At 67.1% G+C, this 15,408-nt stretch carries 12 protein-coding genes; 7 read left to right on the top strand and 5 right to left on the bottom strand.

The features are described 5' to 3' along the window. Window positions 1–26 precede the first annotated feature (26 nt). From AC522E_RS10810 to AC522E_RS10820, 3 genes are read right to left on the bottom strand one after another with little or no spacing between them, the layout of a single operon-like run. The gene (locus tag AC522E_RS10810) at window positions 27–3,179 is read right to left on the bottom strand and encodes an efflux RND transporter permease subunit (protein WP_500750453.1); all 3,153 of its coding nucleotides are present in this window, start codon (window positions 3,177–3,179) and stop codon (window positions 27–29) included. After that, on the bottom strand, window positions 3,176–4,276 hold the full coding sequence (locus AC522E_RS10815; protein ID WP_500750454.1) for an efflux RND transporter periplasmic adaptor subunit: 1,101 nt from the start codon (window positions 4,274–4,276) through the stop codon (window positions 3,176–3,178). The genes AC522E_RS10810 and AC522E_RS10815 overlap by 4 nt, the downstream gene beginning before the upstream one ends. 17 nt (window positions 4,277–4,293) lie before the next feature. Further along, a complete protein-coding gene (locus AC522E_RS10820) occupies window positions 4,294–4,518 on the bottom strand; it encodes a hypothetical protein (protein WP_500750455.1) in 225 nt (74 codons plus the stop codon). Window positions 4,519–4,935: 417 nt separating this feature from the next. Between AC522E_RS10820 and AC522E_RS10825 the strand changes: the two genes are divergently transcribed. From AC522E_RS10825 to AC522E_RS10840, 4 genes are all read left to right on the top strand, one after another. Further along, window positions 4,936–5,211 carry a YMGG-like glycine zipper-containing protein gene (locus tag AC522E_RS10825; protein WP_500750456.1) on the top strand — a complete coding sequence of 92 codons (276 nt, stop codon included), beginning with the start codon at window positions 4,936–4,938 and terminating at the stop codon, window positions 5,209–5,211. A gap of 426 nt (window positions 5,212–5,637) precedes the next feature. Next, window positions 5,638–8,121, top strand: coding sequence for a sensor histidine kinase (locus AC522E_RS10830; RefSeq protein WP_500750457.1), 2,484 nt, complete (start codon window positions 5,638–5,640; stop codon window positions 8,119–8,121). Window positions 8,122–8,155: 34 nt separating this feature from the next. Continuing rightward, on the top strand, window positions 8,156–8,788 hold the full coding sequence (locus AC522E_RS10835; protein ID WP_500750649.1) for a response regulator: 633 nt from the start codon (window positions 8,156–8,158) through the stop codon (window positions 8,786–8,788). A gap of 167 nt (window positions 8,789–8,955) precedes the next feature. Then, a complete protein-coding gene (locus AC522E_RS10840; protein WP_500750458.1) occupies window positions 8,956–10,407 on the top strand; it encodes a Na+/H+ antiporter NhaC family protein in 1,452 nt (483 codons plus the stop codon). 128 nt (window positions 10,408–10,535) lie between these two features. Here the strand turns inward: AC522E_RS10840 and AC522E_RS10845 are convergent, their stop codons facing one another. After that, window positions 10,536–10,679 carry a hypothetical protein gene (locus tag AC522E_RS10845; protein ID WP_500750459.1) on the bottom strand — a complete coding sequence of 48 codons (144 nt, stop codon included), beginning with the start codon at window positions 10,677–10,679 and terminating at the stop codon, window positions 10,536–10,538. Between the two features lie 278 nt (window positions 10,680–10,957). Here AC522E_RS10845 and AC522E_RS10850 point away from each other — a divergent pair, with 278 nt between their 5' ends. The 3 genes from AC522E_RS10850 to AC522E_RS10860 all read left to right on the top strand — a co-directional run bounded on the left by AC522E_RS10850 (window position 10,958) and on the right by AC522E_RS10860 (window position 14,676). Next, window positions 10,958–12,394, top strand: coding sequence for a Do family serine endopeptidase (locus tag AC522E_RS10850; RefSeq protein ID WP_500750461.1), 1,437 nt, complete (start codon window positions 10,958–10,960; stop codon window positions 12,392–12,394). A 114-nt stretch (window positions 12,395–12,508) separates the two neighbouring features. Next, a complete protein-coding gene (locus AC522E_RS10855; protein WP_500750462.1) occupies window positions 12,509–12,964 on the top strand; it encodes a response regulator in 456 nt (151 codons plus the stop codon). 221 nt (window positions 12,965–13,185) lie between these two features. After that, on the top strand, window positions 13,186–14,676 hold the full coding sequence (locus AC522E_RS10860; RefSeq protein WP_500750463.1) for an alpha/beta hydrolase: 1,491 nt from the start codon (window positions 13,186–13,188) through the stop codon (window positions 14,674–14,676). 22 nt (window positions 14,677–14,698) lie between these two features. Here the strand turns inward: AC522E_RS10860 and AC522E_RS10865 are convergent, their stop codons facing one another. After that, complete coding sequence (locus tag AC522E_RS10865; RefSeq protein WP_500750464.1) at window positions 14,699–15,295, bottom strand: hypothetical protein; 597 nt, start codon at window positions 15,293–15,295, stop codon at window positions 14,699–14,701. Between the last annotated feature and the right edge of the window lie 113 nt (window positions 15,296–15,408).

Here is a 15,408-nt window from a genome sequence, read left to right on the forward strand (position 1 = left end):
TCGAATCCGGGCAGGATGCGGCCCCATCACTCTCCCGACACAGGTTCCGGGGCCGGCACGTCGGTGCGGGAGCCGAACAGCCGTGCCTTGATGCGTTCGCGGGCGGTCTGGACCATCACGTAGAGAACCGGGATCAGCACCAGGCCGACGACAGTCCCGACCAGGAGCCCGCCGAACAGCGTCATGCCGATGGAGCGGCGGCTGCCCGCCCCGGCGCCGGTGGCGACCACGAGCGGGATCACGCCCAGGATCGATGCGCAGGCCGTCATGAGGACCGGACGGTAGCGCTGGCTGGTGCCTTCGGCGGCCGCCTCGCGGATGCCCATGCCATCCTCTCGCCGGGCCTTGGCGAACTCGACGATCAGGATCGCGTTCTTGGCCGCAAGGCCGATGAGCAGGACGAGGCCGATCTGGGCGTAGATGTCGATGGCAATGCCTGTGAGGGCCAGGCTTGCGAGCGCCCCCAGAACCGCCACCGACACCGACAGCATGACCGCGCCCGGCACGCTCCAGCTCTCGTATTGGGCTACCAGGAACAGGTAGGTGAAGACGATGCCCATGAAGAGGACGATCGCGGTCTGGTTGCCGGCTTGCCGCTCCTGCAAGGCCAGTCCCGTCCACTCGAACCCAAAGCCTTCGGGCAGCGTCTCCTGCGCCACCGCCTCCATTGTGGTAAGCGCCTGTCCGGTACTCGTTCCCGGGGCTGCCTGGCCGTTGATGGAGGCTGCGGAAAACAGGTTGTAGCGGCTGAGCGCGTTTGGGCCGAAAGAGGTTGACGCTGTCACCAACGATTGCAGCGGCACGAGCTGGCCGCCCTGACTCCGAACGTGCAGGCGCTGGATGTCCTCGACGCGGCCCCGGAATTCCGGCTCGTCCTGGATGCGGACCTGGAACACGCGCGAGAAGATGTTGAAGTCGTCGACGTAGGCCGAGCCGAGATGCGCCTGCAACGTCGCGAAGATGGCGGCCGGCGATACGCCGAGAAGCTCCGCCCGCTTGCGGTCGATGTCGAGGTAAACCTGGGGCACGTCCGCCGTGAAGGTACTGAACACGCCCGTCAGGCCCGGTGTCTGGTTGGCCTTGAAGATCAAGGCCCGCATGGCCTCGGCGAGATCCTCCGGGCTCTGCCCGGCGCGCGCCTGGAGGCGAAGGTCGAAGCCACCTGTCGTGCCAAGACCGGGAATTGCCGGCGGGTTGAACGGCACGATGGTGGCGGCGGGAATCCCGGCGAACTGCGTGCGCAGGTGAGCCAGGATGCCGTCGATCCCCTCGGCTCGTCCGGTGCGTTCGCCCCACGGCTTGAGGGCCGCGATCACCATGCCGGCCTCGGCACCGCCGCCGCCGATCAGGCTGCTGCCCGCGATGCCGATGACGTTGGCGACGCCAGGCGTCGCGCGCACGATCCCGGTGATTTCGGAGAGAGCGGCTTCCGTGCGTTCGAGGGAGGCGGCGTTCGGCAACTGCACGTTCACGAAGAGATAGCCCAGATCCTCAGAGGGGATGAACCCGGTCGGCAGCAGCCGGAACAGTCCGTAGATGCCGCCGAAAATCGCGACCAGCACCACCGAAGCAAGCATCAGCTGCCGGCCGAACCGAGCCAGCAGACCGAGATACCAGCCGCGGGAGGTGTCCAGCGCCCGGTTGAAAGCGCCGAACACCCGCCCGCGATTCTCCGTGGACGGGCGCAGCAGCAGGGCACACAGCGCCGGGCTCAACGTGAGGGCATTGATCGTTGAGAACGTGATCGTGACGAGGATCGTGACGGCAAACTGCCGGTAGAGTTGGCCCGTGATCCCGGCCAGGAACCCAATGGGCACGAACAGCGCCGCGAGCACCAGCGTGGTGGCGACGATCGGCCCGGTGACCTGCCGCATCGTGCGCCGGGTTGCCTCGACGACGTCGACCCTCTCCTCCTTCATCACGCGCTGGACGTTCTCGACCACGATGATGGCATCGTCCACCACGAGGCTGATGGCAAGCACGATGGCGAACAGGGTGACGGTGTTGGCAGAGTAGCCCAGCAGGTACAGCACGGCGAAGCCGCCGACGAGCGAGACCGGGATCGTCAGGGTCGGGATCAGCGTCGCCCGCCAGTCCTGGAGGAAAAGGTACGTGACCAGGATCACCAGCACGAAGGTGATCATCAGGGTGACGATGATCTCGCGGATCGTCTCGCTCACGAAGTCCGTGGTATCGAACACGACCGTGTAGGCGAGGTCTTCCGGGAACTGTGTCGAGAGGCGCTGGATCTCTTCCTGCACGGCCCTGGAGACCGCCAGCGCGTTGGCCTCCGGCGACTGGTACACGACCACCGTCGCACTCGGCTGCCCGTTGAACCTGGAGGTGGAATCATAGGACTGCGCCCCGAGTTCGAGCCGGGCCACGTCGCGCAGGCGGACGATCGCGCCATCGGCATTCGTGCGCACGACGATGTTACCGAACTCCTCCGGGCTGGCCAGTCGCCCGCGGGCCATGACCGTCATCTGGAGCTGCTGCCCTGGCTGTGCCGGCGCCGAGCCGATCAGGCCTGCCGAGGCCTGGGCGTTCTGGGCCCGGATCGCCGCCGTCAGATCGGAGGCCGTGATGCCGAGGGCCTGCATGCGGTCTGGGTTCATCCACACCCGCATGCTGTAGACGGGTCCGAAGATGCCGGCCTCGCCGACACCAGCGACACGGGCAAGCGCATCACGCACATTGATGGAGGCGTAGTTGCTGATGAAGATCTCGTCGCGCGTGCCCTTCGGGGAATAGATCGCCACGCCCATCAGCATGCTGGTTGAACGGCTGCGCACCGAGACCCCGGTTTGCGTGACCGCGGGCGGCAGCCGCGGCGTAGCGAGCGCGACGCGGTTCTGCACGTTCACCTGGGCGATGGCCGGATCGGTTCCGACAGCAAATGTGACCGTGAGCGAATAGCCGCCGTTGTTGGTGCTCGAGGACGACATGTAGATCATGTCCTCGACCCCGTTGACCTGGTCCTCGATGGGCGCTCCGATGCTGTCCATGACGACCTCGGCATTGGCGCCCGGGTAGGCTGCCGTGACCTGAACCTCCGGTGGCGTGATCGGCGGGAACTGCGCCACCGGAATCTGCGTCAGGGCCAGCAACCCGGCCAGCGTCATCACGACCGCGATCACCATTGCGAAGCGCGGACGGTCGATGAACAGGGACGAGATCATCGGGACGCCGCTCCCGTGCTTGGAGCGGGCACGCCGCCTTGCGCCGGCACGACCCGAACGGCGGCGCCGGGTCGGGCGTTCTGGAAGCCCTGCACGATCACGTTCTCGCCACCCTTGAGCCCCTCCTCCACGGTCCAGTTCTGTCCGAGCTGCGTGCCCGTCCGAATGCGCCGCACGGCCACCTTGTCGCCATCCTCCAGGATCAGGACGAAGCGCCCCTCACGGTCGAGCTGCACGGCCCCGACCGGAACGACGGGCCGGCGCTGGGGAGCCGAGGGGCGGATGACGACGGTCACGAACTGACCCGGCACCAGCAGGGCATCCGGGTTCGGGAAGCGGGCCCTGACCGGAAGCGTTCCGGTCGCCGGATCGATCTCGTTGCCGGCAAACTCGATCTCGCCCTTGGCCGGGTAGTCCCGTCCGTTCGACAGCCTCAGGGTCGGGACGAATCCCGTGGCGAGTTCTTCCTTGCTTGCGTCGCCTGCTGCTCCCCTGAAGTCGAGGATGACGCGGTCGCTGACGGAAAACACCACCCGGATCGGATCGACCTGCACCACGCGTGCCAGCGGTCCTGACGACGGACCGACGAAGCTTCCCACGGCGAAGGCGGCGGCGCCGATCCGTCCGGCGATCGGCGCCTTGATCCTTGTGTAGCCGAGATTCAGGTCGGCCTGCCGCACGCTTGCCTCGGCGGCCATCACGTTGGCCTGGGCCGTATCGCGGGCCGCCTGGATCTCCTCGAGAGCAGCCTGCGAGACGGCCTGGGTCCGGCGCAGTTCCTGGTTGCGTTGCAGCCGTCCCTCGGCGTCGCGCAGTGCCGCCTCCGCCCCGGCGAGGCCCGCGCGGGCAGCCGCAAGCGCTGCCTCGTAGGCGCCCTCCTCGAGGATGAAAAGATCCTGTCCCTGGCGAACGGCCTGCCCTTCGGCGAACGGCCGTTGCTCGACGAAGCCCTCGACCCGTGCCCGAATGTCGACAGCGTTCATCGCCTCGACCCGCCCGATGAACTCCGACGAGGGCGATACGTCCTCGACCAGCACGGGCATCACGCCGACTGCAGGCAGCGGCGCCTGGGCGAGCGCCGGACCGCCGATCGCCATCGCGACCAGTCCGCCGATCAGGCCGGTTGGTCGAGCCTGCCGGCCAGGAAGCGCAACAGGAGCGCGAGCAGGGCACAGATCATGCTGCCGATCAGGTCCGCGGAGACCGTCATCGGGACATTCGCCAGGCCCAGGGCCGTCGCGATCGCGAGGATTACCATCAGCACGGCGGCGCCGAGCAGGATCCAGCTCAGGCCATACAGCAGGAGAGCCGAGATGTTGATCCCTATGCGAATGCGCATGTTTCGCTCCCATCACGATCGACCTGCTCCCTCTGCGGCGGATCCCTTGCTTGGCGGCGCACCACGGCCACGCGGTCCCTCGCCGGCCGCGTGGCCCCGCACGAGAGTACCGCTGGCGGGTCACGACACCATCGGGTGTAACCCCCGTCGGGCGCGGGGATTGTCCTGAGGACGTGTTGAAAAATGCAGCCTTCGCCGACCGTCATGCCGCGTTCTCCCCGCGATCTGCCGTCCGTCCGCCATCCGCGGCCTTCCGCACCTGTCCGCCGGAGGCTGGTTGAAACCAATCCGCTTGGGGCCTCGCACCCGACGATCCCAGGGTTTCCCCCAATATCCGAACACGCAGCAATGGCGGAACCTGTCGGCATCCGCGACGCATCGCGGGTCCGCGTTCCGTAACCGAGAAGGGAAGGTCCGATGAGGAAAATCACGACAGTCATCGCCGCCGCTGCGCTCACGCTCTCCGTCGCGGCGTGCGAAACCCCGGGCGAGCGTGCGGTCGGCGGGGCCGCAGTCGGCGGCCTCGCGGGCGCCGCGATCGGCGGTGCGGCAACGGGCCGGGTTGGCGGTGCCTTGGCCGGAGGAGCGATCGGTGCGGCGGGCGGCGCCATCGTCGGCAGCGCGACCGCCCCGCGCAACCAGTGCCCCTACGGCACTTATCGCGACCGCTTCGGCAACATCTTCTGCCGCTGAGTACCGGGAGGGCCGGAACGGGGAGAAATTCCCCGTCCGCTACGGCCCTCCTGAGAACCAGTCATTGCAAGAGCCACTCCAACGTCGACCTGGCGGGTATTGCTCATGGCCCGCCATGGTTTGTGCACGTGGTCGTCCACGGCCTGGGGCGGGATGCATTCCGATCAGGTCGCCGAGGAATGTATTCGCCCTTGCTTGTGCCCATATTAACTTAGGTTTAACCTTCGAGATCGGTGGCCAACCAACCGATGCCGTGTTTCCGAACGGCATCGGGTGGTCGAAGTCATCAGGGATTGAGAGATTGTTCCTTCCATCAAGGGAAGCTTCCCGCAGGAAGCATCGTCCCGCTCCGGTGGAGATCTCCGGCCCGGTACGGTTTGGTAAGCCCGTCAGCGTGCCCGAAACACGATCTAGGCTGGAGGCGACATGTTCTCCTCGGTGGATCTCAGGCTCCCGACGCTCGGAGCCACCGACCGCAGCGGGACTCACCGATCGATCATTCTCATTGCCGCGTCCACGATCGGCCTCTCCCTCCTGACCATGTGGACGACCCTGTTCTGGCATGCCTATGGGGCCCGGCACGAAATCGCGCATCACGGCTTAGTAGCGGCTATCGCGGCGACCAACGCGGTCGAGCGCGAGGTGCAAGCCATGGGGTATCTCCTCAAGGGGCTCTCGCGCTCGCCGCTGCTCCAGACGGACAATCTCGAGGGGTTCCATCGCCAGCTCCAGGCGACACCCCGGCCGGACGGGGCCTGGTTTACACTTTGGGACCGTGACAGGGTGCTGCTCAGGAGCACGGACCCCTTTGGGTCGGACCTCCCCCGCATCGATGAGCTTCCCGGCGTCCGTGATCGCCTTGAGGTGGCCCGTACCGCAGGACTCAGCGTGTCGGACCGCATATACTCCCCGTTTGCGAAGCGGTGGATCGTCGCGATCAGCCTTAGGCTGGGCGACGCAAGCGGCAAAATGAACCGAGCCCTGTCGCTTCTCGTGCCGGAAGAGCACCTCAATCAGGCCGTCCGGAACGCCGTCCGGCCGACCCAGTGGGGGACGGTCCTGCTCGACCGCAAGTTCCAGCAGCTCGTCACCGGTGCGGCCCTTTCGGGCGCTGCCCTGTTGCCTGAGCCGGCCACACTGTTTTCCGGCGGCAGCGGCCAGGTCGAGGCCGTGGGAGGCTATCTCACCACCTTCGAACGGTCACCAGAGACAGGGTATACGGCCGTTTCCGTCCTCCCCACCGCCGTGTCCAATGCGCCCCTCCTCAGTGCGCTCTACCAATCGTCGCTCGCCAGCCTCGCCCTCATCCTGATCGGTGGCATCGCCGTCCGGGCCCTGCTCCGGAACGTCGGCCCGGTTGACTCCCTGAAGCTCACGGCCGCGGCGACGGGAAGCGAGCTCCTGGCCGCCAACGCGCGGATGGGCAACATCCTCGAGAGCATCACGGACTGCTATTTCACGCTCGATCGATCCTACCGGATCACGGACGCCAACTCGGCGACCCTGCGCTGGTTTGGCCGACGGCGCAGAGAGTTCATCGGGCTCTCCTATCTCGACCTGGTGGAGCGCAACGCCGCCTGCGCCCAGGCTGTGATGCAGGCACTCGAGCACAGCAAGGCGTTCGGCGGCGAAGTCCCCTCCTTCATGCGCCCCGATCGCTTCATCGACCTGCGCGCGTTCCCATCGGCCCAGGGCGCCAGCGTCTATTTCAGCGACGTCACCGACCGGGTCCTCGCCCATCGCGCCGTAATCGAGGAGCGCGAGCTTCTGCAATCGTCGCTCGACGCCCTCACCAAGCAGATCGCCATCCTCGATGAGCACGGCCGCATCATCGCCGTGAACCAGGCCTGGCGCCGTTTCATCGGTTCCACAGGGCCAGGCTTCCCCGCGCAGGGCGTCGGATGCCGATACCTCGATGTCGCCGTCGCCGGCGAGAGGTGGCTCAGCGCGACGGAGGAGGTGATTGCGGGCTCCCGCTCCAGCTGCCAAGGCCTCTTCCGGATCTCTCCTGCCGGCGACGACCGCTGGTTCACGATCCGGGCGCGCCGCTTCCGGATCGGGGACAAGGCCCGCATCCTCGTCTCCCATGAGGACGTCACGGAACTGATGGCCGCCCGGGCCGCGGTCAGCGAGCTGTCGGAGCGCCTGCTATCGCTCCAGGAAGAGGAACGCCAGCGCATCGCGTCGGAACTCCACGACTCCACGACACAGTACCTGGTCGCCGTCGGGCTCAACCTGATGAAGGTCGAGCGGCTGTTGCCGCAGCGGGATGGGCAACGGCTTCTCGGCGAGATCGACCATCTGCTGGAGGAGGCGCTCAAGGAGCTGCGCCTGTTCACCTACCTGCTTCATCCGGCCAGCCTCGAGGAGAGCGGCTTCAGGGAGGCGGTTCAGGCCTTTGCCGACGGCTTCTCCGACCGCACCGGCCTGGAGGTCACGTGTAGGATCGACGAGGGTGCGGACGAACTGCGGGTCGAGGTCCGCCGGGCCCTGTTCCGGACCGTCCAGGAGGCCTTGTCAAACGTCCACCGCCATGCCGGCGCCACGAGGGTCGTCGTCGATGTGCATACCACACCGGGGGAGGTCTTCCTGTGCGTCGCCGACGACGGACATGGGATGCAGGCGAAGCCTGCTGCATCAAAGACCGGCAAGCCCACCCTCGGCGTGGGCATACCGGGCATGCGCATTCGCCTGCACCAGTTCGGCGGCACCCTCAGGATCCGCACGGGAAGCACCGGGACGGTGGTCCGCGCCCGCGTTCCCCGCAACCTCGAGAACCTGGAAAACCTGGAGGCCATGGTCCCCAGACCGGCGTCCGTCCCCCGCGCTGCACTCCATGCGCCTGCGGAGTCATCCCGCTGGATTTCAGGGTTTCACCGGAGTGCCACCACCGAGCCTTCCGGCGTATGAATGAGGATCGCGCCGAATGACACGGTCCTCGACCATGACCCGCATCCTGATTGCCGACGACCATGATGTCGTCCGCTCCGGCCTTCACGCCATCCTGAGCAGCCAGCCTGGCTGGGAGGTGGTCGCCGAGGCCGAGGACGGAAAGCAGGCGGTGGAGCTGGCCGCCTCGACCCTGCCGGATGTCGCCATCCTCGACTACCAGCTCCCGCTCATGAACGGCGTCGATGCGACCCGCGAGATCCGGGCTTTCCAACCCGAGACAGAGGTGCTCATCTTCACCATGCACGAGAGCGAGCCGCTGGTCCGGGAACTCCTCGAGGCGGGCGCCCGGGGCTACCTGCTCAAGTCGGACGCACGGCGCTTCCTGATCGCGGCGGTCGCAACCCTGGCCCGGCACCAGCCGTTCTTCACCGGGCGCGTGTCGGAGGCCTTGTTGGCGGCCTACCTGGCGAGGGGAACTGCGCCGGGCGACGCACTATCGCCCCGTGAGCGCGTCGTGGTGCAGCTCATCGCGGAAGGGCGCACGAACAAGGAGGCGGCGCAGCTTCTCGCCATCAACCTGAAGACTGTGGAGACCCACCGCGCCGCCGCCATGCGCAAGATCAACGCGCATTCCGCCGCCGACCTGGTCCGCTACGCTATCCGCAACAAGTTGGTCGAGCCCTAGGTTGCTCGTCGGGCTGGCCCAGCCCGACGAGCAGCGGGCGGACGTTCCACGGCAACCGGAGGAATGCCGGCCATGAGGTTACACGCCATCATGACGACGGGTGGTTTCACCGGCTCCGCCCGCCTGATCGCGGGACGGACCCCGTCCCGCTGCGTCAAGGGGCCGGCATGACGGAAGAAACCTCCCTGCCCGGCCGGATCCAGGAGCCATCCTATCTCGACGCGATTTCGCCGATCGTGGCCCTTGCCGTGCTGATCGGGGGAGCGATGGCCTTGTTCGGGCTCGACGCGACCGAGGGACCGTTGCAGGTGGCATTGATCCTCGCTGCCATGGTCGCCGCGCTCATCGGGCTCTGGAACGGCCATCGGTGGGAGGACGTCGAGGCCGTGGGACGCAGGGGCATGGCCTCGATGGTCGGCGTCACCTACATCCTGCTCGCGACGGGCGCCCTCATCGGAACCTGGAACCTGTCGGGCACGATCCCCACTCTGGTGTTCTACGGTCTCCGGCTCTTCCATCCCGATTGGTTCTACCTTGCCGCGGCCGTCGGTTGCGCCGTCCTCGCCTTCGGCATCGGCAGCACCTGGGCCACGGCCGGGACCATCGGGGTGGGGCTGATGGGATTGGCCACCCTCGTCGGTGTCTCGCCCGTGATCACGGCTGGTGCCGTCATCTCGGGGACTTTCTTCGGGGCCAAGCTCTCCCCGCTTTCGCCCAGCACCGTCCTGGTCGCCGAACTCACCGGGAACACCGTGCACACCCACCTCCGCCACCAAGTCAAGACGTCGGCCCCCACGTTCATCCTCGCCGCCATGATCTTCGCGATCCTTGGCCTGACCGACGGTACCGACGGGGCCGGCGATGCCGTCATCGCCTCGGAGCTGGCGGCCCTCGACACCCTGTTCAGGATCACGCCACTCAACCTGTTGCCCCTCTTGGTCCTGTTCACCCTGTCCGCCGTCGGTGTTCCGGCCTCCCTGGCGATCATGGCCGCCGCGTTGTTTGCGGGACTGCTGGCGCCGTTCCTGCAACCCGACGCCGTCCTGCGCTTCGTCGGCGTGGCCGACCTCGGCACTTCGGCCGCCTTCCTCAAGGGCGTCTGGCAGGCCATGGCGACCGGGTACCATGCCAACTCAGGCATTCCCGTCGTTGACAGCCTGCTGACGCGCGGCGGCATGGACAGCATGCTCATGACCATCTGGCTGATCCTGGGCGCACTGGTCTACGGAAGCCTGCTCCAGGAATTCGGCCTGCTCTCCAAGCTCGTGATGCCGATGATCCGGTGGGCCCGTACGCCGGGACAGCTCACTATCGCCGTGGCGGTTACCGCATTCGGGCTCAATATCGTCGTCGGCGACCGGTACGTAGCCGTGATCCTGCCGGCGCGGCTGTTCCGCGAGGAGTTCGAGAGACGCGGTCTTCCGGCCACGGGCCTGTCGCATACTATCGCGGATGCCGGAACGGTCACGTCGCCGCTCGTGCCCTGGAACTCGTGCGGCGCATACATGGCAGCCGTGCTCGGGATTCCCACCCTGCTCTACCTGCCGTTCTGCTTCTTCAATATCGCAAGTCCCCTGCTGACGCTGGCCCTCGCCTTCAGGCCCGCGCGGCACCACTAGGCAGGTCGGACGCAGGGCAACCCAGCCTGGCATCCGGCGAAGCGGGGCTCCCGATCGCCGCGAACCTCGCCCAGCCGCCCTCCTCGGCGACCTGAGCCTGTCGCCGCACGGTCGTTCGACGGCGTGCATCACACCGCCCGGGTGATGATCGAGAACAGGACCATGAACGGCGACATCGAAAGCACGCTGCCGGACAGGCGCGGCTGGACATACCTGCCGACCAGCGACTGGGTCACGTTGGGGCCGGCAAGAACGCCAGGTTTGCTTGCCAACTCTCGAACTCCAGCATTGCGAGCAGAGTCGGGAACAGGGTGGCAATGATGGGACCGATGAATGGGATGTCATTGAGCGCGAAGGCGATTGCACCCCGCTCCTGCGCCAGCAGTCATCCGAACAGGGTCGCGAGGGGCCGAACGAGGGCTCCGGTCAGGATTCGTGCCCGCGGCCTCTCAGGCGTCATGCTTCCCGATCTCAGGGTTCGCCCCAATAGGCAGGCGGCCGGACGGGGACAAGACTGGCCTTGGTTCCGGCATCGCCCAGGAGACGCCGCATGCCCCTTTGGAAATGGAAATCCACCCTTTGCTCAGGGGTGCTCGCAGGCACCCTCTTCACCGCAGGCTGTCCGGCGATAATCACTCCGGCCCTCGCCCAGGGATCACCTGTTCCGACCGACTTCACGGCCATCGTGCGCGCGAAGATGCCGACGGTCGTCGCCATCACGACCAGGCAGCGGGTCCAGGAACGGGAGGCTGTTCCGTCCCTGCCGGAGGACCTGCCGTTCCGCGAGTTCTTCCGCCGTTACTTCGAGCAGCGAATGGACCCGCGGCAGCAGCCGCGGCAGTCCCTCGGGTCGGGTTTCGTGATCAGCCCGGATGGCCATGTGGTGACCAACGATCACGTCATCGGCGATGCCGAGGAGATCCAAGTCGTGTTCGGGACCAGCACCCGCGTTCCGGCCCGTCTCGTCGGCCGCGATCCGGCCACGGACCTCGCGGTGCTGAAGGTCGATCCGCCCTCCGGGACCGCGGTCACTTCGTGGGGAGACTCCGATGCGGCCGAGCCCGGCTCGTGGGCGATCGCTATCGGCAGCCCCTTCGGACTCGGGGGCACGGTCACGGTCGGCGTGATCTCGGCGCAATCGCGCGACATCCGATCCGGGCCATACGATGACTATCTCCAGACTGACGCCTCAATCAACCGCGGCAATTCTGGCGGCCCGCTGTTCAACGCCCGCGGCGAGGTGATCGGCGTCAACACGGCGATCTTCTCGCCCACCGGCGGCAATGTCGGCATCGGTTTCGCAGTGCCGTCCCGTGTCGCCAGGAGCGTCACAGACCAGTTGATCCGGACCGGACGTGTCGAGCGCGGTCACATCGGGGTGAGCTTGCAGGAAATCACCCCCGCGATCGCGCAGGCGCTGGGCCGGCCGGACGAGACGGGCGTAATCGTCGCGGCGGTGGAGCCCGGCGGCCCGGCCGCGCGGGCGGGACTCCGCGTCGGCGACGTGATCACCGACTTCAACGGCAAGCCGGTCGAGAGCGGACGCGACCTGTCGCGGGCGGTCGCGGCGGCGAAGCCCGGCACCGAGTCCCGGATCACCATCTTCGGCGACGGGCAGAAGAAGGAGCTGAGCATGACCATTGGGTCGCGGCCGGACGAGCAGTCGCAGCAGGCCGCGCTCGAGGGCCCGAGCGGCGGTGGCAGGCGCCTCGGCGTGACCCTGGCTCCGGTGCCGGACACAGCCCGCGGCCGGCTCGGCCTCGAGCCGGGAACGTCCGGTCTCCTGATCCAGCAGGTCGAGCCCGGCAGCCCCGCGGCCGAGACCGGGCTGCGGCAGGGAGACGTCATTGTCTCGGCCAACAACCAGGCCGTGACCGCTCCCGCCGACCTGGCGAATGCGTGGGCCGAGGCTCAGCGGCAGAACAGGCCGGTCCTGCTGCGGGTCAGTCGCGACGGACAGTCGCTGTTCGTGGCGGTAAAGGGATGACGGCGTGGTGAGCGTTCGCCGCGTGCCTCGTCCCAGGCGCCATTCACGCAGCGTCCGAGGTCGCTCACGGGCCATGGGGCATGGCGCCCGTGATCCCTGCGAGGCCCTCCGTCAATGATGTCTCCGGCCACGACCCGCATCCTGATCGCAGATGACCACGACGAGGTCCGGTCCAACCTTCGCGCGATCCTCGGGGCGCAGCCGGGGTGGGAGATCGTGGCGGAAGCCGCCGACGGCCGGCAGGCGGTCGATCTCGCCGTCGAGACCCGCCCGGACGTCGCCGTCCTGGATTACCGGCTTCCGCTCATGAACGGCATCGATGCCGCTCGGGCGATCCGCGCGTCATGCCCCAGGACCGAGGTGCTGATCTTTACCATGCATGGGGGCAGGCAACTGATCCGGAGGCTGCTCGAGGCGGGTGCCCGCGGCTACCTGTCCAAGTCCGAGGCCCGCCGGTTCCTGATCGCGGCGGTCGAGGCGCTCTCGCGGCACGAACCCTTCTTCACGGACAGCGTGCCAAGGGACCTCCTGGATGTGTGCCTCGGCAAGCCTGCGCCCAAGCCGGACTGACGAACGGCCGATCGGGAGCAGGGCTGCAACGGCAACCGGGCAGGAGCGCACCACCGGACAAGTCCAACAATTCATCCCCGTTCAGGGTTTCTTCCCCGACGGGTCAGGGTTTTCCACAATGGCCAGGGCGATCTGTCGAGGCGAACCTCAAAGGCCGCCCCGTTACGGGACCGAGCCCGATTTGCCGCTTGGACCCGGTTCGGTGCACCGAGGAGCGGACCTTGAGGGCGACCACCCGTGCATGGCTGAAGCGAATTGCGCTCGGCGCAGGCATCCTCATGACGCTGGCCGCGTGTCTCGTCATCGCCGGCCTCTCGTTCCGGGCCTGGGATGCCCTGCGTGCCCCGCCGCTGGAGCCGTGGCACACCTTCGTGCCGGACGAACCCGATGCGGAGGCCATCGATGGTCTCGACTGGGCAGGCTACCTCCAGGTGGAGCAGCGGCTGATGGCCGACGTGAGGCGGGAGGCCTTCCGCCCCCCCGGGGACGGCGCCGCAGTGCCGCTCAGCCGCTATGTCACGGGCAGCCCGGTCGACCCGGGAACCTTCGGAACGGACTGGAACCGATCCTATGTCATGGAGCCTGACGGAGCCCCAGTCGGGGCCGCCGTGTTCCTGCACGGGCTCACGGACGCCCCGTACAGCCTCCGCCATCTCGCTGCCGTCTATCGCGACCACGGCTTCGTCGCCGTCGGCATCCGCCTGCCCGGCCATGGCACCGTTCCCGCTGCGCTCACTGAGGTGCAATGGGAGGACTGGATGGCCGCCACCCGCCTGGCGGTGCGGGAGGCCGTCCGCCGGGCTGGCGCGGGCAAGCGGCTTCACGTCGTCGGCTTCTCGAACGGAGGCGCGCTGGCGGTGAAATACGCGCTGGACGCCATCGCGCGCGATGACCTTCCGCGGCCCGAGCGTCTCGTCCTGCTCTCGCCGATGGTCGGCATCACAGTTTTCGCTCGCTACGCCGGGCTTGCCGGGTTGCCTGCGTTCTTTCCGGCATTCGCGAACGCCGCTTGGCTCGACGTGCTGCCGGAGTTCAACCCGTTCAAGTACAACTCCTTCCCCGTCAACGGGGCACGGCAGGCCTTTCAGGTCACCCAGGCCCTCCAGGACCAGATCAACCGGGCGGTCGCCGATGGCAGCATTGCCGCCCTCCCGCCGATCCATACGTTCCAGTCGGTCGCCGACTTCACCGTCAGCACCCGGGCTATCGTGACGAACCTCTACGCACGCCTTCCGCGAAATGGCAGCGAGCTGACTCTGTTCGACCTCAACCGTGCGATCGGGCTGGGTCCCCTGATCGACCGCTCGATGGAGACGATCGTCGCGCGGCTCCTGCCCCCGGCTCCCCGCGCCTTCCGGACCACGCTTGTCACCAACGCCGACCCGTCCTCACTGGAGGCCATCGAACTATCCGTCGAAGAAGATGAGACGGCCGAGGCGGTTGCGCCCATCGGTTTGGCGTTTCCCCCAGCCGCCTTCTCGCTGTCCCATGTCGCCCTGCCGTTCCCGGTCACGGATCCGCTCTACGGCTCGCAGCCGGACAAGACCGAGGGCTTCGGCATCAACCTCGGTGCCCTCACGCCACGCGGCGAACGCGGCGTACTCGTCGTTCCCCTCGACGCGCTGGTGCGGATCTCATCGAACCCGTTCTACCCGTATATCGAGCGCAGGGTGGGCGAAGACATAGACCGGTTGCCGCGGCAGGCCCCCTGACCACGCGGGCGAACCGTGCCGTCTACTTGCTCTCCGCCCGGCGCTTTGCCGCAAGGTCGCTGTATCGGATGATCGTTTCGCGGATCGTCTCGAGCTGTTGGATGAGCAGGCACCGCCCGTGATTGTGCTGGTCGTTGTAGCTGCCTGGAATCTGCACGGACTGGGTGAGGATCACATTGCGAAAGATGTTTCGCTCGCGCAGCCCGAAGTTCACCTGCAGGTACTGCTGCACCTTCTCATGCCATTGCTCCCGTCGCCGCTGCCATTCCTCCAAATCGGCATCGCTCTCGACCACAGCGTTGAATACCTGTGAACTTCCCTCGTCGAAAAATGAGGACAGTTCGTCCAGCGCCCTTTCGGTATCAACGATACCTCTCAGCTCCGACCTGCCGCTCGCGGCGTAAACCAGCAGCCACCACATGATCATGGCAGCGGCTAGCGCAACGGCAATGGCGAAGGGCAGATACGCGAAGGGACCGTCCGCGTCGATCAGGATGCCCAACTTGAGCATCGCAAGGTCGAGCAGGCCGCCGGCGGCAAGCGTCAGGGACGGCAAGACATATCGGCGATGTCCGACTGCGGCGGAGAACGCTGCCTTGAGTTCATTAAGCTGTGCCATTCGATCCGTTCCCAAAGTGAGGCCAGGGAAAGGGGATTCGCCCAGATGCGTGCCACGCACCTCATTCTCGCATTTGCTGCTCGGGAGGCAATTTCCAATGCCCGCAATCGAGA

This window comes from Microvirga sp. BF8 (assembly GCF_059888585.1).